The organism is Bacillus sp. OTU530 (assembly GCF_038440375.1).
The window spans coordinates 20,054-42,954 of record NZ_JASATP010000022.1 but is presented as its reverse complement, the minus strand read 5'-3'; the positions used below and the strand labels follow the sequence as shown (position 1 = coordinate 42,954).

Here is a 22,901-nt window from a genome sequence, read left to right as displayed (position 1 = left end):
ATTCTTTTTTAAAAGGGGGTCCCGACGTCAAAGTACAGACTTTATAGGCTAATACAGTTTCTAGAAAAAAATGCCTTGCTGTTCCTACGCTAAGAAACGAAAACAGCCCCAAACGTTCGAGGCTATCTTATTAATATAAGATTCGTTCCAGGAATTCAATACATCTAGTATTTTATAAAAAATCCCTTCAGATCATTTACTGAAGGGATTTTTTGCTGTTATTGGAGGTTCCTTATTCAATCATTATGGTTACGTTGTACTAATGGGAATTAAGTTTTGATGGATGAAATGATGTTCTAAATTTAAAGAATAGAAATATAGCCCGAATTAACAGATCTATGGCAATAGATAACCAAACACCTGCTATTCCCATTCCTAATTGAATGCCTAAAACATATACACCTATCACACGAATGACCCACATACCAATAGCGGTACTGTACATGGGACTTTTCGTATCCCCTGCTCTCTGTAAGGCCCCAGCTAGGACTAAACTTACAGCTAAGGCCGGCAGGGCAAACTCATCAATTCGTAACGCTGTCACTACCATATCAATAGCATGCATGTTTGTCTGTGGTAAACCATGAAGCAAACCAAGGAGAAAGGAAGAACAATAGAATCCCAATGATAACTTGAGTTTCTTCTATCAGAACACACCCTTATAAGTGTCTATCATATTTCTTTTCCTTGATTGTGCCATTAAGAAGAAACGATGCGTTATAAGATTTGGATGAATACTCTATACATATCAGGTAGACATAATCCCTCATTATCGGAATTCAATGTATTTAGGATACTATCAAAAGCCCTCCAGTTAGGCTGATATGCCCCCCTTAAGATAGACATAGATAAAACCCCCGGGTAGTCTTTGCATCTAAACTAGTAGCGTAAGCTACACTATATGAAAGCGACATCTTGTCGCACCATAAGATGTCTTATGGGCAGTGTGTCCTTTTTTATTTTGTTGCGTATATGTTTCGACATGTGAATGGCAGGATTTGACGAAGGATTAACTAACGAAGTGTGAACGCTTTTTGTTATGATAGTAACTGGGTTGGATGGCGCGTGTGGCTGTCAAAGGTATACAGCGTAGGTGGGGCTGGTACCAGGGGAAACAGGACTTATAGGGGGCCGTTTTATTTTGTAAATAGATTATCTTAGAAAGCTATCCAGGATTATGGACGGGCTTTTTTGTTTTAAAAGGGAGAACTTAGCTGTTGCTACGGTAAACAACAAAAAACAGTCCTTTAGGGCTGTCAGTTGACGTAACATACGACTGTAGCTTTTGAATAAAGTTTGATAAAAAGTGTGTGATAAACGTTAATTTAACGCCATATCACAATTTCGCTTTTTGAAAAAAGATTGATCAAAATGGATTCTTGTCTTTTTGAATGAACATTCCGTTTTATAAAAAGTTTGATTAAAACTCACTTAGAGTTCTTTAATCGAAAAGGGGGAAAACGGTACATCTTTTTTATAACGGTACGACTTTATTTCACATCCACAACGAAAGCGGAAGTTCAAATATGTATGTATATGTACTTTACTATGTTAGAAACTTACCTTCTCTATTTACTCAACTTATAGCAAACCCTATCTAAGAAGAAATGATAAATTCTTGTCTGAACGGTTACAACGATTCCAATAATTGATTGTTGCTCATTTTTTAGAAGTAAATTAAATTAAATTTATTTAATACCTAAGTCTATCAATAAGAATAGTTGTAACCTTTTATGCTAAACGGTAGAACAATCAGTAGCATCATTGGAAAATAACATCTAGAGGGGATATTTATTAAATGGTTATCAATGATTTTTTCATTAATCTTTGTATTTTTTCATTTTTTGTAAGCGCAGCTATAGTTATTCAAGTTTTTGCAACACCTAAAAGCTTGAAATCTAGCTATCTATTTGGTGGATGTTATGCCAGCATCGTTGCGGTTGTTTTGATGGCTTTCCCCGTTAGATATGATGAATTTATCTATGACCTTCGATATGTCCCTCTTATTCTGTCATTTACCTATTTGGGTTATAGAGCTGGATGGATGACGGCAATCGGTATTTGCATTGCTCGCATTTACATAGGTGATCATTGGATAGTAGGGGTAGTTATGTTAGGAGGAACGATTTTTCTATACACCTTACTTAAAAACTATATGAAAAACCTTCCTTCTATAAAAAGAGCTTTTCTTTATCTAGCTATCCATTTTGTTGTTTATAGTTTAATACTAGCAGTTTTTTCAGATGTAAGTGCTTATATATCTTTCCATATTGAATATTTCCTATTTGTTTTTGTTGGGCTTTTACTCGGCTTATTACTCATCGAAGCTCATAATAAACTGTACCGTTTGACGAATAGTTTATCCCACTTGAATCAAAAATTAACCGAATCAAAACAAGAATTAAAAGATACGGTGCGTGAACAACAAGGAGCTATTTTTAAATTTAAACGGGTGAATAAAAGTTTTATCCATACTATGTGTGATGGACAATTATATTATCAAAATGGGATTGACCCTGAACAAGTGGTAGGTAAAGATTTAGAAACCCTGGTTTCTTCACATTTAGTTCCACTACTATTGGAATATTATCAACGGGCATGGGAAGGACAACAGGTCACATTCGAACTACCATGGCCAAATGATAAAACCTTTATTTTCACCGTGCTTAGACCTGTTAAACGAGAAGGGATAGTCGTTGAAGTTATTGGTTCTGCTGTTGATATAACACAACGAAAAAAAATGGAAGAAGAACTAAAGACGACTAAAGAACGACTGGAATCATTCATCAATCATAACCTAGATGCTATTATTATATTTGATTTAAAAGGACATATTTTACAAGTCAATAAAGTTTATGAGGAAATATTGGGTTGGTCTATACAAGAAATCAAAGGACAAATATTACCATGTGTACCTGATTTTTTAATAGATCAAGCTTTCGAAACCATTTCAAAGATTATATCTGGAGAACCTATTATCACTAAGGGGGAAACAGTTAGACAACGAAAAGATGGAAGTCTTATCGATGTAAGTGTGACGCTTTCACCTATTTTAGATTCAAAGGGAAATGTGATTGCTTTATCAGCAATCTATAGAGACATTTCTAAAAGAAAACAGGCAGAAAAAGAACTCCATCAATTACATCAACAATTACGAGGAAGTGAGATGAAGTATCGTACGCTATTCGAGCAGGCAACTGATTCCATTTACTTAATAGAATTAAATCAGGATCGATTCCCAACTCGATTCCTCGAAGTAAACCCAATCGTATATGAAAGGTTAGAATATAGTAGAGAAGAAATCCTCTCAAGGTCACCTTTCGATATCAATCCTCAAGTTTCTGAAGTTATGTTAAGAATCGCAAAAGAGATCAGCAGAGGGAAACGTTGCTTTACGTTACAGAACGAATATGTTTTTAAAACAGGAAAGACAATGTATGTTGAGATTAGTATTCGTGTTTTTAATTTAGGTGAAAAAGAGGTTTTCCTGGCTATCTCTCGGGATATCACCGAACGGTTAAAAACGGAAGGATTATTACGGAAATCGGAAAAGCTTGCTGTCGTGGGGCAATTAGCTACAGCGACTGCTCATGAAATTCGAAATCCTTTAACGGCCATGAAAGGATTTATGCAATTACTAAAATCAATAGAAAATGAGAATATCCAGTTCTATGTAGATGTGATGTTATCAGAAGTCGATCGAATAGAGAGTATTACCAATGAATTTATAACCATAGCCAAGCCACAGGCAGTTAAGGTTCAACCTAATGATCTACGGGTGTTAATAGAACAGGTTACAATCATACTTCAACCTCAAGCAACGGTAAATAATGTACAAATCAGAACAAAGTTTAAATCTGACATTCCATTGATACCATGTGTAGGGAGCCAATTAAAACAAGTATTTATCAATATCTTAAAAAATGCCATTGAAGCAATGCCAATGGGAGGAGAAATATTAATTCAAATCGATAAACCTGATAATCATCCAGATCAAGTAAGCATTTGTTTTATTGATCAAGGGTGTGGGATTCCAAAAGAACGTATCCCATATCTCGGAGAGCCTTTTTATAGCATAAAAGAAGGAGGAATCGGATTGGGATTATTGATCTGTTATAAAATTGTTGAAACACATCATGGAAAAATTATTATTGAAAGTGAAGTAGATAAGGGAACAACGGTTGATGTCACTCTTCCTATTTATCCTCTTCAAGATCAAGGTGTTCATTCATTTTCTTATAAGGAACAATTATAGTTGATTATTAAAAAGCGCCTAAAATAATTTAGGCGTTTTTTTATGAATACTGTATACAAGTCCAGTTAACATAATCCCACATTATCGGAATTCAATAAAAACCCTTCTTATCACATTAGATTGAGGGCTTTTCTCGTTCACAGAATTTAGCTTATGAGCAGTGCATTCTTCTCTATTTTTTTACTCACATGTTTCGACTGGAGAATGATAGTATTTAACGAAGGATTCAAGTACTGGTCTAAAGTATTTATACATTTCTTACTAAGAATACCGGAGCTAACACAGAGACAATTAAACTCCAGATAAAAACAAGTAGAATTTACGCCACTTGTTTCACCTGTTTCTTCGCAATATTTTCTACTATCTCTAAAATAATCCAAATTCCGATAGTTGCACCGACGCATGCTCCGAAAAATCCACCTGCATGAAAGGCGAGTGCAATCAACCATGCAAAAGACATCAGCCTGTGTACCTGTCTTGTCCATTTGTTTTTAAACTTGCGGATGACATATCCATATCCCGCAAGAGTGAGGAGGATAAGACCAGCTGCAATTCCTGAAAGCTGATCGTGATCGCCAAGCTTTTTCGTATAGAGGAAGTACACACCGTGTGTGACTGTCAAAACTAAGGCAGTCCAACCTGCAAAATTATGTACTTTGAATAGAAACTTGGAAAACTTTTTAACGAACGGTAATGGCGATTTCATCTTCTTTTTGAAACGGAACCACCAAAAGGCGACCGTACCAAAGAAGATTGATACATTCCCAATCTGTGTGATCCAGTCTTTTAATCCACCACCTTCACCTTTATCTCTCATACCTTTCATTTGTTCTGGCGTCAGTTTCTGGCCGTTCTTTGCCGCTTCCTGCATTTTTTGCCTCAGGTCGTCCGGAATTTGCTTTCCTGTCATTGATTGATAGATGAGAATTGCAGCAGCAATGAGAACAATAAAAATAGCTGGTAAATACGTTTTCACTCTTTGACTCATGTTACAATTAGTCTCCTTTTTTGTTTGATACAATCGTTTGTTGATACATGGAGTTTTTCTTTCCAGACTTGTGAAATATCCAGCTCCCAAAGCCCAAACTTCAGGCTGCGCCTTCACAAGCGGCAGCCTTCTTTACGACCCAACTCTATGCTAGGAAAAAATCTGGATTTGTCCACTTTTTCCTTTAAACATTTTAATTGTTAAGTTCATACGATACGCCCCTCGTACAATCATTTTTCGATTCTTTATAGTTTCCCACAACGTAGTGCTACTATGCCATAGTACCATTAAAGAATAACATAAAAACATGTAAAAGGAATGGTCATGGATAGAGTATGGTATTTGAATTGCATTTCGATTATTAGCTGAGAAGTTGGTAAACTGGTTTACAAAGAAATATGATATGTACGGCTCTTGTGAACTACCCACCACTTATCCGCTACGCGTCTTGAAGTGGGGGCTTCGAAAGACAAACAACATCTTTCTCTTTTATTACTACTTCACTCACAAACCTAACGGTTCATGTCCATAGCCTTGAATTTGCGGCGTTCCTACCGCTATTTGGAAACTGATACACATTATGCAGACAACACGCTCATTTCCTTCAAAACATGAGTACCGTATTGCTTGAGGTTAAGTGCTGCATTATAATCTCTATCAGTTTTTGTACCACATTCGGTACATCTGTATATCCTTTCGGATAATGTAAGTGTATCTTTCTTATGTCCACAACAATTACAGATTTTACTAGATGCGAAATATGTATCAGCAACAATATAATATTTGCCTTTTCTTTCACATTTGTATTTGAGTATCGTGCGAAATAGCCCAAATCCGTTGTCATGTAACTTTTTCCCTAAACGTAAGCATTGTGCCAAGTTCCGTAAGTCAATATCTTCTACCACAACAGCCTGATAATCATTGGTTATCTGATTCGTCATCTTGTGGAGAGTATCTCTTCTTTTATTTTTTACCTTTGCCATGACCTTTTGGTATTTACGTACTTGTTTTTGATAATTCTTACTATATAGAATATTGCCGTTTTCATCTGTTTTCGCATGATTCTTCTTACGAGCAAGGAATTGATTCATACGCCGTTGACGGTTTTCAATGATCTTATGGTATCTTGTATAACTAGCAATCTGACCATTGCTATCTACATACAGTTGTTCCTGACTATAATCTAAACCTATTACATCATCAGGAGAAAATTCATCCCCCACCTACTCATTTGGGCTACGCCCTTCTCATTCCTTGAGGAAGGGGACTTCTTTTCAGAAAATCTGTTAAAAACAATGACAACCAAAATTCCCAATGCCATAAGGTGGTTTCTTTCCAAAAAGTGAGATATTTCGTATGTGTCTGATGAATCTCTTCATACAGTTTCCTTGATTGTTCTATCTTGTCTGTATTTACAATTGGATCATCTAGCATATGTATAGCACTTCCTAACATCCACCAAGTATAGGTTTCCTAAAAAAAGGAAAATATATCAAATAGCAACCTACATCCATCGAAAAGAGGACTCAAATGAGTCCTCTTTTTCCTTTCTTGCTATATACTTATTCACATCTAGTCAGTTCTTGCTCATATGGAATCCTTTAGCAGCCGCTACCCAAACTTTTTCAACATCATGAATTGTAGTTGCTTTTGCTGAAAAGTTATAATTAATTACCTGTTATTTGGGTAGTCTGTAGAGGATTACCTGCTAAAATATCTTCCACATCCTTAAATCCCGGTAGATAAGCATAGTTGTATCGTGCAGGAAGTGCAAACACGTAATAATTGTTTCGACCCAATTCAGTTGGGTCCAAAGGAGCGGCTCCTATATGAAATACTTCTTGCTTAAGTGCGTTCCACTGGTTAAGTGTAAATACCATAATTGGGATGTCCTGACGTGGTTTTTTCTCAGTCCATTTAGGATCTCTAATAGATATAATCGGACCTGTTTCAACAACTGTGCTACCGTTTGAACCTCCGATCCCCTCCCACTGACTAGTTATAATTGAATAACCACTCCAACTTGCAGGAAGATTGAAGCTAAAACCATATTGTGTATTTTTATAGACAATTGATTTTGATGCATCAGATGAAGTGGAAGAGGAAGAAGATGGGTTTGAATTGTCAGAAGTGGTGTTCTGCTGTCCGCTGGTGGTAGTGGTTTTTTGGTTCTGATCACCGTTCGCCGGACTGCTATTTCTTGAACATCCGATCATAAGAATCAAAACTAAAGTTACGAGAGCCCATTTAAGTATTGATTTTTTTAATGCCAAGTTCATAAAAATTCCCCTCACATTAAATTTTTTGAAAAACCCAAGTATACACCCACGGTCCTATGAAGCCCTGTATTCACTTTTATGTTACCACTAATAGTCTATGTCTATCTGTGAATTATCTTAACTTCGAGGACATGCTTGGCAAAAAAAAAGAAAACTGCGACTTATATAAGGGTTACGTTTTGCATGAAAGCTTGTTACTCCTTGTTCAACAAAACTGCCCTTCGTTGAACAAGGAGCAATATATATTCCATACATGTGAGGTTTACATAAATGTTATTATTGGAAGTAGATTCCCTCAGGTATCCGCGTCAACACTGGGTTTCTCTCCTTCTCGGACATGATGAAATATGCAGAATGTTATGCAAGGTCCAACCGGCGCGTCTTTTGGTCTCCCAATCTTTTGACAAGGCTCCCTACTTTTAAAATCCTGCATATTTTTGAGACATATATGAGGTTGTTACTTTGAAATAAAGTTTGATCATTTTCTACCTGTGTTTGCTCTACAATCGCGCCTTTAATAGAACCACAGTTTTTTAATGATTTTAGGTAAACCATCTTTATTGTTTGACAAAGGGTAAATTTTCCACTACCATCAACTCAAACTTATTTACAGGGAGAGGTTAAGATGAAAATTTATGTTGATGCAGATGCTTGTCCGGTAAAAGATATCATTATCTCTGAAGGTACGAATGTTGAAATTCCTGTTATCCTTGTTACTAGCTTTTCTCATTTTTCTAATGCGGAACAACCATCAGGAGTGGAAACCATTTATGTTGATTCTGGAGCAGATGCTGCGGATTATCGGATTATGAAGTTAGCAGAAAAAGGAGATATAATCGTTACGCAAGATTATGGTCTTGCTTCGCTAGGTTTAGCAAAAGGGTGTGCAGTACTTCACCATAATGGGTATAGCTATACAAATGAAAACATTGACCAATTATTACAAACACGTTATTTGAGTGCAATGGCTCGAAAGAGCGGAAAGCGCACAAAGGGGCCAAAACCATTTACATCAGAAGATAGGGAGAAATTTAAGGAGCTTTTTAAAAGAGCGATTTCACATTAAAAAAGAACCGTTCATTTTTAAGAAAAACCTAGAAAAAGCTTGTTTTACTCCAATGGAAAAGGCATTATTTGAGTTTATGTTCTCAACAGGTTGTAGAATAGGTGAAATTGTGACCTTAGAAAAGAATAGCATTAATTGGTCAAATTGCTCTGCAATTGTCCTTGGGAAGGGTGATAAAGAAAGAGAAGTCTATTTTAATATACGTTGTGAAATTTGGTTGAAACGATACTTAGATCTTCGTCAAGATAAAGACCTAGCTATTTTTGTTACTGAACGGCACCCACATAAAATGAGCATTGCACAGATGAGGTACATTATTAAACGAATTTCAAGTCGTGCAGGGATCAACAAAGAAATCCATCCAAACCAATTACGCCATAGCTATGCTACACACCCATTAAATAATGGAGCTCCTATTGATGTAATACAAAGTTTACTAGGGCATGAAAAGAGCGAGACCACTAGGATTTATGCTCAATTAAGTGGAAGTATTAGAAGGGAATTTGATAGAAAATATTTTTAGATAAGGAAGAGAAAAAAGCAACGGTATCTTCCGCTGCTTTTTAAACTCTTGCACCCAGTTAGCTTAAGTAAAATCCTTCACAATTTGCTGACAAGAAACCTATACAATCCTCTCTAACAAACTCCCCAGTTCATCTGCCATTACATGTGGCGTTTTAGGCAGTCCATCTTTTAACCACGATTCCCATACCCCGACGTAAGCGTTTGCGGCGAAATTAACAATAACATCTTCACTTAGACCTTGATTTTTTCCTTTATCCACCTTATCCTTGAACTCCTCGATAAGAAACTCAAGGAACTTACTGCGAAATGAAGGGGCTGCTGCTTTACTCGCTAACATTGTCGAAAAGAATAAATAATTAGTCTCAAAATATTCGAAAAAAATCTGGGTCGCATCTACCCATTCCTTTTCACATGCCCAATCGTTAATTTCTTTGAGTTTGTTTATATGTTCGTCAATCAGCTTATCCAGTAAATCGTATTTATCCAAGTAATGGACATAGACAGTACCTCGATTCACATTTGCCCTGTCAGAAATATCCTGAATGGTAATGTCATTAAAACTTTTTTCAGTCATCAGTTCAATAACCGCCTTTTTGATGGCTTCTTGGCTTTTGGCTATTCTTCTATCCACTTTAGACATTTTAAGATCACCAATCTCCCTTAAAGATAATCAACAATTATTATGGATTTGTTGAGTAATCAACGACTGAGTTTCGTTATATCTTTGTTTGGCTCTGTTATAGTTTGTTTGACCAAAATAAAACTCACCTATTTGTTTTATTATCTGGTATTTTAAGATTTCATTTGTTCTATCAACTTCACCATGGCGTTTTTCATTTCTAACTGAGAAAGGAAAACACGGTTCCCATGCCCAGGGAGTATCCATTCAAACGTTTCCTTAGCTAACTTCTCCATAGATTCGATTTGTGCTTTCCATGAAAACCAGCAGACATTCCTATGTGCGGATAAACCATTTATTTCATTATCCCAGGCTAAATGATCACCTGAAAACAGATATTTATTGCGATAAAGCAAAACCATATGTCCTTTTGTATGACCAGGAACCATAATAAACTTATAATCCGTATGCCATTGTATTGAGTCCATACCTTGTATTACATGTTCGGCATCAGGTTGGGACTCTTTTTCTAAGGCATGAATAAATCGCCCGGCTTGAAATCTTTTAGCGTATTTGTTCGCATCGGCAACATCATCCTGATGAGTCAAGAAGATATATTTAATTCCCCCCATTTCCTCGATCCGTTTAACCAACTGAGGTGACCAGCGTGGAGAATCAATTAACCAGTTCCCTTCTGGATGGAGAATCAAATAACTACTCGCCCCCCAAGAGTGTCGGGAAGTAAATCCACAATAAAAAATATTGTCGATGATAGGCAAAGGAAAATTCTGTATAGCTGTGGAGAGTCCATCCTTTTGTTCACTTCCAATTGCGCCAGTAGGACAGGAAATAAGAGCATAAAAAGCTTTAATAACTTCACGGTATTCATTCGGTTGATTTGTCACGGCTGATAAATTCGCAACTTCAGCAAAAGTATGAGGTGCAATTTGACGGCATTGATCGCAATTGATGCACGCTGAAGTGACATAAAAGTTTCCTGGTACATTGGTATTCAGTCGTTTCCCCTGATTCATTTTTGCACGCCTCCGCCTGAAAATAGTTATATTTATATAACATCTCATAGAAAAGCCCAAATGTAGCATCACATGATGGATACTTACATCAATAGCTCACATTCATTATCTCAGTTGTTTCGTTGGCAAATTAAGCTTTCGCTTATTGTTAGGACCATGAATTTTCGTCTCAAATACATTTTCATCACAAGGAGGGCATAATTTTTTAATACGAACCAACTATTTTCTAGCTTAGTAATTTCTACATTCTCTTCTTACCATAAAGCAAGTGGCTGTTTCTTGCTAGGTTTTGGATAGATTGAGTCTATTAGCTCCAAATCTTGTTGTGTTAATTGAATCTCAGCTGCTTTCACATTATCTATCACATGAGCGGCATTACTAGATTGTGGTATGGCAATAGTTTGACCATTTCGAATACACCATGCTAATAAAATTTGAAAACTATCTGAATGATGTTTTTCAGCAATTTCCTTTAAAACTTTTTGTTTAGTTAGATTAGTACCAAAGCTATCACCCCTAGCAACTGGGGCATAGGCGATTAATGGCATTTCAAGTTTGTTCATCATAGGTACTAAATCGAATTCAATCCCTCGATCTCCCAAATTATAACGTACTTGATTTGTTGCACATTTTATTCCATCAGGTAATTTCATTATTTTTTCTAAGTCATCAACATCTAAATTAGAAACACCCCATGACTTAATTTCCCCCCGACTTTTTACTTTCTCCAAGGCTTCAATAGTTTCTTCAATAGGAACATTCCTTTTCCAATGGAGTAAGTATAGATCTAAATAATCTGTATTTAATCTTTTTAAGCTATTTTCTAAACTAATCGGTAATTGCTTTTTTGATGCATTTGAAGGGAGAACTTTTGAAATGAGAAATAGTTCTTCACGGTTATAAGGCTTAATAGCATGTGCAACTAATCTCTCTGCATTTCCATCACCATACATTTCAGCAGTATCAATAACTTGAACGCCATGATCAAGACCAACTCTTATTGCTGCTACTTCTTGTTCAAATTTATATGCTTTGTCTCCCATATTCTAAGTGCCTAAGCCTATGGAGAAAACTTTCCTTCCTGCAATTTTTACTTTATTCAATTTTTTCACTCCTCACCTGAAAATTTTATAGCTGATTTCGAGACGATTTCCAATTAAAATATGGCTCTTTTATCATTCATAAAAATGTATCAGAGCCCAGAAATAATTTTTACTGACCGCTGAAATCTCCATTGTTTATGTCAATTCTTTTCATCTAAATTATAACCGCCACCTGATCTTCCCATAAACATGCCATTTATTTCTGCACGTATATAATTTTCACTCCATAGATCTACTGTAAATTAATGAACGTTTCAGTAACTGACTATTTCTTCTTTCCACCAAATACAGGATATTTACTTGCCTCACCGTAATCTTTGATACGTTCAAGATTTTTCAAGAACTCCATATCCTCTTCAGAAATAACGAAATCTACTTCTGCATTATTTTTCATATGTTCCGGATTTACAGTTTTAGGTAACGGAAGAAGACCAAGTTGTAAATCATACCGAATACTTAATTGAGGTACTGAAACACCGTATTTTTCTGCGATTTCTAAAACTTTTTGATTTTTCAATAATTCACCATGTGCAACCGGTGAATAAGCCTCAACAAGAATGCCTTGTTCTTGAGTATATTGAATCAATTCTGTCGGTGTATTGCTTATATGAGCCAAAATCTGATTTACCATCGGTTTAACTGTACAATCACTAAGAATGTTATCTAGGTCCTCTTTTTGAAAGTTAGATACACCTATGGCACGAAGCTTTCCTGCTTTGTATGCTTCCTCAAGAGCTCTCCATGCTTCACGGTTTCCTTCGAAGTAACGATCTTCGTCACCGAAATTCTTCCATGGTTGTGGACCGTGAATAATCATCATATCAATATAATCAAGTCCTATCGCCCTCAGTGATTGATCAATCGATGAAACAGCTTCTTCATATGACTTTATTTCTGCAGCAAGTTTTGTAGTTATAAACAAATCCGCTCTATTCATACCACAAGCTCTAATCCCATCTCCAATACCACTTTCATTTGCATATGCCTGTGCTGTATCAATATGACGATACCCGATTTTCACAGCATCTACCACTGCCTGTACTACATCGTCATTTTTTATTCTCCATGTTCCAAGACCCAATTTAGGAATCTCAATACCATTAGATAGAATATAATTTTCTTTTAAAATCATATATAACATCTCCTTTTTTTATTGGTTGATTGCACATACATCTTTCGTAAAAAATTCAATTAAGTACATTTTCGTGAATATGTACTTAATTAAAAATACTTAATTAAAAAGCTTTTTTGCTTGTCTTAAAGGATTAAACATATTGTTTCTTAGTAGGATAACAGCAAGGCTTAGGATTACGGATAGGGTTCCTACTAATACGACGTATGGTGTGCCCATTTCTGAAATGAATAATCCACCTGCAGCTGCGCCAACTGTTGTTCCTACGTTACATGCTGATATAAATAAACCATTGGCGAAATCAGGAGCTTCTGGAGCTGAAGATGAAATCAAATATTGATTAATATTAGCCATGATTCCTCCAGCCAATATTCCCCAAAGGAAAGTAATTATTACCATAGGGACAGCAAACTCTCCAGTGAAGAATAAAAGGATGTAAACTACACCCAATAACAAAGGAAAAGTTAAGATGGACTTAATAGGACTATTAGTGAGTACCCTCCCTGCAACGATGTTTCCAATAATATTAGCTCCACCGAAAACGAATAACGTTAAACTGATGATATTCGGAGACATTTGGGTAACAGTTTCCAGGTACTCAGCAATATAACTATATACCCCGAATACGGATGCATTTAATAAAATTACAGCTACTATAGAAACCCATATAATGGATTTTTTTAATACAGCAAGTTGTTCACCGTAAGATTGTCTTTCTTCAACAGGCATAGATGGTACAAAAATCAATGTAGCGACCAATACAATTGTATTTACAATAGCAAAGAATGCCATCGCCATTTCATACGAAACAGCACTATCTATAAAACTTGCAATTGGGACGCCGGCTACCATACCAGCAGATACACCTATAAATACTTTTGAAACGGCTTTTGGAGCTTCTTCAGGTTTTACTGAGGAAGCGGCTACGGTAAATGCCATGGAACAATAAACTGGATGGAAAAGAGCTAGCGCGATACGAATTATTAATAGAAGGTTAAAGTTAGTTACAAATACGGATGCGATGTTTCCCACAACGAAAACACTTAATACAAGTAACATGACCTTCTTTCGATTGATCCCGGATAATAATAACGGCATCGTTGGTCCAGATACCGCAATAGTAAGAGCGAAAAGACTCACCAGTAATCCTGCCCTTGATATGCTGACATCAAAGTAATCTGAGATGGAAGGCAATAACCCAATAACCCCCATCTCCGTATTTAAGATGCCGAAAACCCCCACTGTTAATATAAAAATCAACCACTTATTTTGTTTAGCCAAATAAAAACAACTCCTATCTTCTAAAAAATGTGCCCTTAAATAGAGATTGCCCCCAAAAAATCAATGGAGGCAATTTATTTTAATCGTTCTTCCAAAGAACTCAGTTAACATCCGTCTGACAGCTTATGCATCCTCGTGTGCCATAGACGTCGAGATGTCTCGGTATGCTTTGATCTGCGCTTTGAGATCGGCGATCTTTTGCTCTGCGATACCGACGGCGTCAGCGCCGGCGATGAAGCGACGTGGAGGCCGCTCTTCCTTTGAGATCTTGATCAGTGCCTCGGCGAGCTTGGCCGGGTCACCGGCCTGCTTTCCATTCTGAGCATTATACGCATCTTGATTTCTTTCTCTGCGGCCGAAGTAGTCCTCAATCGAAGGATCCGCGTAGGTCGCCGACTCCTTCGTGAGAAGCTCAGTGCGGAACATCCCTGGGTTGACAATTGTGGTATGAATACCGAACGGCGAGACCTCAGGCTGCAGTGACTCCATCCATCCCTCGAGACCGAACTTAGACGCGGCGTAAGCGGTATTAAACTCGAATCCGGAAAGGCCGGCGCCTGAAGAGACCGAGATGATGTGACCGGAATGCTGCTTGCGCATTACAGGCAACACTGCTCGGGTAACGTTCATTGGGCCGATGAGGGCCGTCCTCAATTGCGACTCGATTTGTTCCGGGGTCAGTTCCTCAAAGTAGCCCCCATAGAAGTTCGCAGCATTATTGACGAGTACGTCAATCTTTTCAAACATTTCAACTGCAGCTTTGACGGCTGCCTCGGCATCAGCCGGGCTGGTGACGTCTAGTTTTACGACTAGCAGGTTTTCGTCACCACCAAGGACTTTGGCTATTTTTTCGGTATTACGACCAGTGGCGACGACCTTGTAACCTGCGGCAAGAGCAGCTTTTGCGAAATCTACGCCCATTCCACGTCCAGCACCTGTGATAAACCAAACTTTCTTATTGTCAGTCATATATAATTCCTCCTATTGTTATTAACAACCATTAGTCAACTTGTTTGGCTGGAACCAAGAGAATTTCACTTACATTAACCGTACCAGGAGTGCTAATGGCATAAGCTACGGCATCTGCTACATCACTTGATTTTAAACCGATAGTATGCTGAAGATTCTCTATCCATTCACGTCTTTTAGGGTCATTAATAGTTAGATGAAGTTCAGTGTCTACCGTTCCTGGAGAGATAAGTGTGCTGCGAATATTGTTTTTTCTTTCCTCTTGGCGCAATGTTTCCATGATGGCACGAACGGCAAACTTTGTTCCGCTATAAACAGCGCCTTCTTGAAAAACAACATGTCCAGCTTCGGAAGCAGTTGTAACAATCTGACCGAATTGTTGTTTTTGCATGATAGGCAACACCGCAGCTATTCCATTTAAAACACCCATGATATTGATGTCCAACATTTGACGCCATTCATCTATGCGCAAGTCTGAAAGCGGAGCTTGTGGCATGATTCCGGCGTTATTAAAGAGCACATCCACACGTCCATATTTTTCGACTGCCAAATTAACAACTGCTTGAACTTGCTCATTATTCGTTACATCTGCAACAGCATAAGAAATATCAGTGTTTGGTAATGATTCAACAAGTGCTTTCAAGCGGTCTTCACGACGAGCCACAATGACTAATTTTGCTCCTTCTTGTGCAAGTTTCTTGGTAGTTGCTTCACCAATCCCACTTGATGCACCCATAATGACAACCACTTTATCTTGAATAGTAGACATATTAGATAACATCCTTTCTTACTGTTGTTTTCACCTTTTGTTATTTATTCTAGTTACACTTTCTTCATATATCAAATACCTATATCTTATATCAAGATATGTTTGATAAGCATATCTGAAATGTATATACTAAAACATTATAAAGGAGGAATGTTATATGGAATTTAGAGTTTTGCGATATTTTCTTACTGTTGCAAGAGAAGGCAGCATGACGGCTGCCGCTGAGTTTTTGCATGTTACACAGCCAACCTTGTCAAGACAATTAAAAGATCTTGAACAAGAGTTAGGGAAAAAACTATTTATTCGCAGTAGTCACAGTATCATTCTTACAGATAAAGGAATGCTCCTGCGAAAGAGAGCAGAAGAAATCGTTGATATGGTCGATAAATTGGAGGCAGAATTTAATTTCATGGAAGAAACAATAAGTGGTGATGTTTATATAGGTGGTGGGGAAACAGACGCCATGAGACAGATTGCACGGGTAGTAAAAGATTTACAGTTAAGTTGCCCAAATATACGGTATCATCTCTACAGTGGAAATGAAGACGATGTGACGGAACGGCTTGACAAAGGATTGCTTGACTTTGGTATTTTAATTCAACCAGCTGATGTATCAAAATACAATTATATCGATATCCCAGCCAAAGATGTTTGGGGCGTTGTTATGAGGAAAGACAGCCCTCTTGCTTTCAAAGATACTATTCAAGCGGTGGATTTATTAAATGTTCCGGTAATCTGTTCACGACAGGCTATGAAACAGACATTTTCTAAAAACGAATTTGCGGATTGGTTCGGTGAAGATTTTGATAAATTAAACGTCGTGACTACATACAATCTTGCATATAATGCTGCCATTATGGTTGATGAGGGCATTGGTTATGCAATAACCCTTGATAAAATAGTGAATACGTCTAGTGATAGTAATCTTTGTTTTAGACCGTTAGAGCCAAGACTTGAATCTGGCTTAAATATTGTTTGGAAAAAGCATCAGGTTTTTTCCGCTGCTGCTGATAAGTTTCTAAAAGAAATTCAGACGAAATTTTCAAATTCTTTGAAATGACGGCAATCTAAGCATCTGTTGGGTCAGTATGGAATTGTTGAATATATTTAGGCAAAAGAAGAATTAAGACTAGAATGAACACTATGTTCATTCTTCTTTTTCAATTTAATAAAGAATCAACATTGTGAATGTTTTCACTTAAACTAACCTGTCCGTTACTTTAAATACAAATCTTCATAAGCTGCCCTATATAATTATCCAATAGTCTTGGAAGTGAGTTATTCGATTATATGGATCGTTTGCGCAACAATCTTGTTATAAAAGAAACAACTTTGTTGTCATTCAACAGTATCCTAATTTTAATATACAGCGACGAATAATTTATGAAAGAAATCCGACAAATAAAAGAGAAAGTCACACACATCAAAACAATAAAATAGACCTCTCGTAACACCGTAGGTTAATTTGGTTAGACTGTTTGCTGAAAAAAACAAACCAAATCAGAGCTACATTACGAAAGGAGCTAGCTATTACCTGTTTAAATGTAAATGTTTATTAAAATCATTTTTGATTGATTTGCATCATAATTTTGGTGACATAATGTTCCGTATGATTCTTTACTACTGTGTCATAGATATATTCTTCAAAAACATAATCACCTAGGGATAAATCTAAGCGTTCCATCTCTGAAAAAAGCCGCTTATATGTTTTATGTATTGTTTTCTCATCCCCAATATGATATCCAATGAGAAATTCCCCCTTTACAGCTTGAAAATATGGATACCCTACCTTTGGGTTTGGTTGCTCAATATATAAATAGCTATAATTAGAGAATTCTCCCCTTATTACTTGCTCTCGTTTCGTTATAACACCTATTGGATATCCTGAATCAAGATGTGATACGTTCAACTCGTTAATAAAATCTGAAATGACCTCTACAAATTCTTCATCACTTATATTTTGAATGTTTCTACTTAAGTAAAGTGTTGCTTCTGGTAATTGCTCAAGCGTAACTTGAGAAAAATCAAGGTTTGACGCTTCTTCCATTAATGCAATTTTTGCCTCAATCATTTTTTCCTTCGCTTCGATCTCCTGACGCCTTTTCACAATTTCTTCTTTTTTTTGGTACATTAATGACAAAAAACTTTCAGGTGATTTGTTTTGCATGTACTGTTGAATATCATTCAGCGACATACCAAGCTCCTTCAACAAGTCAATAACAAAGAACAATTCTATTTGGCGAATAGAATAATAACGGTACCCTTTTTCATTTTTCAATACCGGAGTTAAAAGTCCAATTTGATCGTAATAAAAGAGCGTCTGTTTGTTTACCTTGCAAAGCTTCGCAAATTCACCTGTAGTTAAATATTTCCCATCTTTTTCACTCATTTTTTACAGCACCACCCTTGACTATATGGTTACTATATACATTAGGATGAAAATTGTAAACAAATCCAGTTTGTTTATAGTAACTAGTTTTGTTGAGGAGAATATGGAAGATGAAGACTCATAAAATCGCCTTAGGATTAGTATTAATGAACTTATTCATTGCCTTTTTGGGAATTGGTCTAGTAATCCCCATTTTACCTACGCTGATGACTGAATTAGGCATAACTGGAACAACAGTCGGATATTTAACAGCTGCTTTTGCAGTTGCTCAATTAATTGTTTCACCATTTGCAGGAAAAGCAGTAGATAAGTTGGGTAGAAAAATTATGATTGTAATTGGCTTATTTATTTTTGGTATATCAGAATTTTTATTTGGATTCGGCAAGGGAATTGAATTGTTATTTATCTCTCGTATTTTAGGTGGAATTAGTGCTGCATTCATTATGCCAGCTGTTACAGCCTTTATTGCAGATCTAACAGATTTGAATACTCGTCCCAAAGCACTCGGTTATATGTCGGCTGCTATTAGTACGGGATTTATTATAGGTCCAGGTATAGGTGGATTTTTAGCGGAATATGGGACGCGTCTACCATTCTTCTTTGCAGGTGCACTTGGCACAATGGCTGCTATACTGTCTATTATTTTATTATCTGAACCAAATCGTACAGAAAAAAATGATGAGCAAACCTTAGAAGGTAGGATTGGCTTCAAACGTATTACTGTACCAAAGTATTTCATTGCGTTTATTTTAATTTTTGTTACCTCCCTTGGTTTAGCAGCTTTTGAGTCGTTTTTTAGTCTATTTGTGAATCACAAATTTGGATTTAAACCATCTGATATAGCCATTGTTATTACAGGTGGTGCAATCTTCGGTGCAGTGTCACAGATTATACTATTTGATAGACTAACTCGAATTTGGGGTGAAATTAAACTCATTCGATACAGCTTAATACTGTCAGCCCTACTTGTTTTTTTAATGACCGTTGTTCATTCATATTTTTCTATTTTACTTGTTACATTTATTGTTTTTGTAGGATTCGATTTATTCCGCCCAGCTGTTACATCATATCTTTCGAATATCGCAGGGAACGAACAAGGCTTCGTTGGTGGGATGAACTCTATGTTTACAAGTTTAGCGAACATTAGTGGACCAATTCTAGGGGGGATATTGTTTGATATGGATATTAACTACCCCTACTATTTTGCAACGGTAGTATTAGCTCCAGGCATAGCTTTAACATTATTTTGGAAGAATCCGGCAAATAATTCTTCTAGTGAAGTGAAAGGCATGGTTTTGTAGGCAGGCCTATCATAACTGCTTCTCCATATCAAGTTGAGTTTATATATGTTTTTATGCATACCCCTGATTGCCACAAACAATTAAAATCGGAAAAAATAACAAAATAAAAATAGGCTATCTAATGGATAGCCTATTTTTTACATATCCTACCTACTTCAATTTTTCTAGATAGCGATAAACTGTGGTACGAGAACTCCCTCACATTTGCGCAATATCCTTAATAGGCGTTCCGTTCGCTGTAAGGGTCTTAAGCATCTGAGCTATAACTGCTGACTCCTGTTTTTTTAGTCCCTAAAGTACCTTTAAGTATTGAAAAATCAAGCTTTTTTGCATCCTAGTCTTTTCTTATGATTTGAAATTTCAAGAATTCGGGAACCAAGTATAAAACCAATAATCTACCATCTCAACAATTTATACATATCCGATCACAAGCATTCCTTTTTGCATTACGGAACGGATCTAGCTGGCGACGAAGGTTTACAGGGCTTCTTCTGGTATTTGTTTTGGGTCTTGTAGTGTCTCTAATTCTCCAAATGCTTTTGCAACCCATTGACTGAACAATTCATAATCATTTTTTATTTGTTCCTTATAGGCAAAAGAAACAACTACTAATTGGGCACAGAATGTATCAAAATCTTCGCCAATCGCTTTTAATATTTCTTCTTCACTGTGATAAGAAAACAAATCTGATTGAAAATCCACATCAGCACGTGCATGAATTTTTGCTGTAATTTTTCCCATTATTTCAAGAGTAGAATCGATATCTTTCAATGTTTCAAATTGATTCGCTTTTATTTTCTTCTTATATGGTGACCGTTCTCGAACATAGAAGTGTCGGTCATCGATTGTCAGAAAGCCTAAATGAGGGTCTTCAAGATGATGCATGGCTTTTTGCGTGGCAGCGACCCTCTCCCCTTGATGTTCATATTTTTTCCAAAAGGCATTTTGATAAGGAAGAAAATAAGCTGGAATCGGCGTACGAACCTCTTTTACTTCAAGAACTAAATCATCTATTCCATTTGCTTCCTTGCCGCCTTCAATTAAAATGTAGTATCGATCAAGTCCAATCGATGCAGTTCCAGAACCGTACTTTCTGGCAATATCTTTTATCGTATAATAAGATAAATCCCTTTTGTCTTCCGCATCCAAGGATTGGTAGTAATTCTCAATGAAAGATTCAAACTTTTTACGCTCTTCCTCACTTACAGGACGAATCTCATCTGACCAGGCAAAAACCCGTTTGTTCTCTTCATTAATGCAGGTAATATCCTTTAACAGATGATTACTTTGTCTTTTCAGTAGCTTTTTCAATATTTTCTTTACGGGACCTTTAGTATTTTCCGCCGTAAATGCTAAGGAGTACGGATCATCTTTTAACTTTTTAAATCGTTTCAACTGGAGATAATAAGCTTCAAGGTATTTGCTAATTCTCTTTCTTTGTTCCTCTTCACTCAAAGAAAGTTCATCACAAAATAATGCAACACTAACCGACATACGCAACACATCAAATAAATAAGATCCTATATAACCTTCGTCAAAATCATTTACATCGAAAACAATTTCTCCCCGTTCATTCTGAAATGCGCCAAAATTCTCCATGTGCAAATCGCCTTGTATCCAAGTTGGCTTATCTTCAGGTGTATGATACTGGAAGTGTAAATTTGTCATGTCATAATAAAATAAATAAGCGCTACCTCTAAAAAATCGAAAGGGGCTTTCAAGCATTTTTTTGTACTTTTCTTTTCTTTTATCTGGATCAAGCTTCATACATTGCTCGTCAAACTCATTTAAAATCGTTTCGATGATTTGATTTCGAAGTGTCGTTCTTGTGTTTTTCACCCTGTCTAAAATACTTGATTCCATCAAACTCTCCTCCTAAACTAGGATAATTCGTTTCTTTAACCATTTTGTATATTCTTCCAACTTATGATAACTCTATCATAAGTTCGACATTCTTGCAGGGAGTTCTAGCAAATTGATTAAGGAGGATGTCTAATTCTCCCTTTTGTGGAAATTACCCTTCAACTAACCCGCCCTTTGAACAAGGAATCATGTATATTCTATACACATATAGTTAACATAATCCCGTATTAGTGGAAGTCGATTCCCTTGGGCATCCGCGTCAACACTAGGTTTCTCGCAATCTCCGAATGGATTACATATGCAGGATTTTATTTATGTTGTTCCATAATAGCACCCGTGAACTGAAGAAGTTGCAATATTATCTACTAATTGTTTTTGTAATCCATTTTCCCATTCGCTAAGAGTTGGAGTATGCGAAACTCTTTTGGGTTTACCGGGTAAATAACTATAAAATTCAAGTTCATTACCACCTGGATCATCAAAATAAATCACTGCCCATGGTGTCCAAGCATGTACAATGGGCTCTGAGCCATCTCTACCAAATGCTAGCTTCGTTTCAATCCCTCTTTTATTCAACCAATTCTTTGCTTCTCGAAGGTCTTCTAAGTTAACATCAAAGGCAAAATGACATTTATGCACCTCTTCTTCTGTCTTCTATAGACCTTATGTTTGATGTCTTCCTCGTTCATCTATATTGAACTACCCCCACCTACTCGCTAACGCTCCTTGAGGTGGGGGATTCCGTATCTTCTTCCTAGGAAACGAAATACAGAGCCGTTCAACAGGCTTCTCATGGGGCAAATAGGGAGAGCTCACACTTCCTTATACGTGACAAAGTCACCGAGGTGACCTTGTCTCATACAAGTAGTGATAGTTGCTTCTCTTTTTTCACCCTATACGTGTTGCGATGTTCTTGCACCAATGCACCCACCATTCTGAAGCTCAATCCTTCTGGCTTTTGCGGCAAAATGATGGTGATGCAAGAACAGATAATGCCATTCCAAACGAAGTCAGGCTTCCCCTTCTTCTAACCAAACTTTTGGTACATACTTCTGCAAAATATCACGTTCTGCTTGTGTCAGCCCATAGTTACAAATCTCTTTGTTGAATAATGGATAAGATTGGCCCGATACATGATAGAATACGTGCGGACGAAGCACTTTGAAGGCTTTTGTCAACACACTCCATTGTTTCCAGTGATGCTCCCCATCCTTACATTCTGTATAGGTTTGCAACACCTTTGGCACTTGCTCCTTCAGGTTCATGCCGCGTCTGCCAATGACATAAGAAGCTGCTTGATGGATGGAAATATGCATCTGTTTCATATA

Annotated in this window: 19 protein-coding genes and 1 pseudogene; 5 read left to right on the top strand and 15 right to left on the bottom strand. The window is 36.8% G+C overall.

The window, feature by feature from the left end; translation table 11 throughout:
- Positions 1 to 259 precede the first annotated feature (259 nt).
- Positions 260 to 565 (bottom strand): MATE family efflux transporter, encoded by a 306-nt coding sequence (locus AAHB12_RS17025; protein ID WP_342046212.1) that lies wholly within the window; start codon positions 563 to 565, stop codon positions 260 to 262.
- Between the two features lie 1,233 nt (positions 566 to 1,798).
- On the opposite strand from AAHB12_RS17025, the gene AAHB12_RS17020 reads away from it, so the two are divergent.
- Positions 1,799 to 4,255, top strand: a complete 2,457-nt coding sequence (locus AAHB12_RS17020) for a PAS domain S-box protein (protein WP_342046171.1) — start codon at positions 1,799 to 1,801, stop codon at positions 4,253 to 4,255.
- 319 nt (positions 4,256 to 4,574) lie between these two features.
- Here AAHB12_RS17020 and AAHB12_RS17015 read toward each other — a convergent pair whose 3' ends face one another.
- The 3 genes from AAHB12_RS17015 to AAHB12_RS17005 all read right to left on the bottom strand — a co-directional run bounded on the left by AAHB12_RS17015 (position 4,575) and on the right by AAHB12_RS17005 (position 7,522).
- Entirely contained in the window at positions 4,575 to 5,243 is a 669-nt protein-coding gene (locus AAHB12_RS17015) for a hypothetical protein (RefSeq protein ID WP_342046170.1), read from the bottom strand.
- A 578-nt stretch (positions 5,244 to 5,821) separates the two neighbouring features.
- The gene (locus tag AAHB12_RS17010; RefSeq protein ID WP_342046169.1) at positions 5,822 to 6,466 is read right to left on the bottom strand and encodes an RNA-guided endonuclease InsQ/TnpB family protein; all 645 of its coding nucleotides are present in this window, start codon (positions 6,464 to 6,466) and stop codon (positions 5,822 to 5,824) included.
- A gap of 444 nt (positions 6,467 to 6,910) precedes the next feature.
- Positions 6,911 to 7,522: a hypothetical protein gene (locus AAHB12_RS17005; RefSeq protein WP_342046168.1), complete on the bottom strand. Its 612-nt coding sequence runs from the start codon at positions 7,520 to 7,522 to the stop codon at positions 6,911 to 6,913.
- A 625-nt stretch (positions 7,523 to 8,147) separates the two neighbouring features.
- Here AAHB12_RS17005 and AAHB12_RS17000 point away from each other — a divergent pair.
- Both AAHB12_RS17000 and AAHB12_RS16995 read left to right on the top strand, forming a co-directional pair.
- A complete protein-coding gene (locus AAHB12_RS17000) occupies positions 8,148 to 8,588 on the top strand; it encodes a YaiI/YqxD family protein (protein WP_342046167.1) in 441 nt (146 codons plus the stop codon).
- Positions 8,539 to 9,111 (top strand): annotated as a pseudogene (locus AAHB12_RS16995) (tyrosine-type recombinase/integrase); the annotation flags it as partial. The gene AAHB12_RS17000 and the pseudogene AAHB12_RS16995, both read left to right, overlap by 50 nt.
- A 99-nt stretch (positions 9,112 to 9,210) precedes the next feature.
- Here the strand turns inward: AAHB12_RS16995 and AAHB12_RS16990 are convergent.
- The 7 genes from AAHB12_RS16990 to AAHB12_RS16960 form a co-directional block, all read right to left on the bottom strand.
- On the bottom strand, positions 9,211 to 9,753 hold the full coding sequence (locus AAHB12_RS16990; protein ID WP_342046166.1) for a TetR/AcrR family transcriptional regulator: 543 nt from the start codon (positions 9,751 to 9,753) through the stop codon (positions 9,211 to 9,213).
- 152 nt (positions 9,754 to 9,905) lie between these two features.
- Positions 9,906 to 10,766 (bottom strand): MBL fold metallo-hydrolase, encoded by an 861-nt coding sequence (locus tag AAHB12_RS16985; protein WP_342046165.1) that lies wholly within the window; start codon positions 10,764 to 10,766, stop codon positions 9,906 to 9,908.
- 254 nt (positions 10,767 to 11,020) lie between these two features.
- On the bottom strand, positions 11,021 to 11,809 hold the full coding sequence (locus AAHB12_RS16980) for an aldo/keto reductase (RefSeq protein WP_342046164.1): 789 nt from the start codon (positions 11,807 to 11,809) through the stop codon (positions 11,021 to 11,023).
- 325 nt (positions 11,810 to 12,134) lie between these two features.
- Entirely contained in the window at positions 12,135 to 13,001 is an 867-nt protein-coding gene (locus AAHB12_RS16975) for an aldo/keto reductase (RefSeq protein ID WP_342046163.1), read from the bottom strand.
- Positions 13,002 to 13,100: 99 nt separating this feature from the next.
- On the bottom strand, positions 13,101 to 14,282 hold the full coding sequence (locus AAHB12_RS16970) for an MFS transporter (protein WP_342046162.1): 1,182 nt from the start codon (positions 14,280 to 14,282) through the stop codon (positions 13,101 to 13,103).
- A gap of 123 nt (positions 14,283 to 14,405) precedes the next feature.
- The gene (locus AAHB12_RS16965; RefSeq protein WP_342046161.1) at positions 14,406 to 15,251 is read right to left on the bottom strand and encodes an SDR family NAD(P)-dependent oxidoreductase; all 846 of its coding nucleotides are present in this window, start codon (positions 15,249 to 15,251) and stop codon (positions 14,406 to 14,408) included.
- Between the two features lie 31 nt (positions 15,252 to 15,282).
- The gene (locus AAHB12_RS16960; protein WP_342046160.1) at positions 15,283 to 16,020 is read right to left on the bottom strand and encodes an SDR family oxidoreductase; all 738 of its coding nucleotides are present in this window, start codon (positions 16,018 to 16,020) and stop codon (positions 15,283 to 15,285) included.
- A 157-nt stretch (positions 16,021 to 16,177) separates the two neighbouring features.
- On the opposite strand from AAHB12_RS16960, the gene AAHB12_RS16955 reads away from it, so the two are divergent.
- The gene (locus AAHB12_RS16955; RefSeq protein WP_342046159.1) at positions 16,178 to 17,080 is read left to right on the top strand and encodes a LysR family transcriptional regulator; all 903 of its coding nucleotides are present in this window, start codon (positions 16,178 to 16,180) and stop codon (positions 17,078 to 17,080) included.
- A gap of 501 nt (positions 17,081 to 17,581) precedes the next feature.
- Here the strand turns inward: AAHB12_RS16955 and AAHB12_RS16950 are convergent.
- Entirely contained in the window at positions 17,582 to 18,409 is an 828-nt protein-coding gene (locus AAHB12_RS16950; protein WP_342046158.1) for a MerR family transcriptional regulator, read from the bottom strand.
- 110 nt (positions 18,410 to 18,519) lie between these two features.
- Between AAHB12_RS16950 and norA the strand changes: the two genes are divergently transcribed.
- The gene (norA, locus tag AAHB12_RS16945; RefSeq protein ID WP_342046157.1) at positions 18,520 to 19,710 is read left to right on the top strand and encodes a multidrug efflux MFS transporter NorA; all 1,191 of its coding nucleotides are present in this window, start codon (positions 18,520 to 18,522) and stop codon (positions 19,708 to 19,710) included.
- A gap of 477 nt (positions 19,711 to 20,187) precedes the next feature.
- On the opposite strand, the gene AAHB12_RS16940 is transcribed toward norA, so the two are convergent.
- The 3 genes from AAHB12_RS16940 to AAHB12_RS16930 form a co-directional block, all read right to left on the bottom strand.
- The gene (locus tag AAHB12_RS16940; RefSeq protein WP_342046156.1) at positions 20,188 to 21,573 is read right to left on the bottom strand and encodes a DUF2252 domain-containing protein; all 1,386 of its coding nucleotides are present in this window, start codon (positions 21,571 to 21,573) and stop codon (positions 20,188 to 20,190) included.
- A gap of 312 nt (positions 21,574 to 21,885) precedes the next feature.
- On the bottom strand, positions 21,886 to 22,212 hold the full coding sequence (locus AAHB12_RS16935; protein ID WP_342046155.1) for a VOC family protein: 327 nt from the start codon (positions 22,210 to 22,212) through the stop codon (positions 21,886 to 21,888).
- 371 nt (positions 22,213 to 22,583) lie between these two features.
- A complete protein-coding gene (locus tag AAHB12_RS16930) occupies positions 22,584 to 22,898 on the bottom strand; it encodes a hypothetical protein (protein WP_342046154.1) in 315 nt (104 codons plus the stop codon).
- Between the last annotated feature and the right edge of the window lie 3 nt (positions 22,899 to 22,901).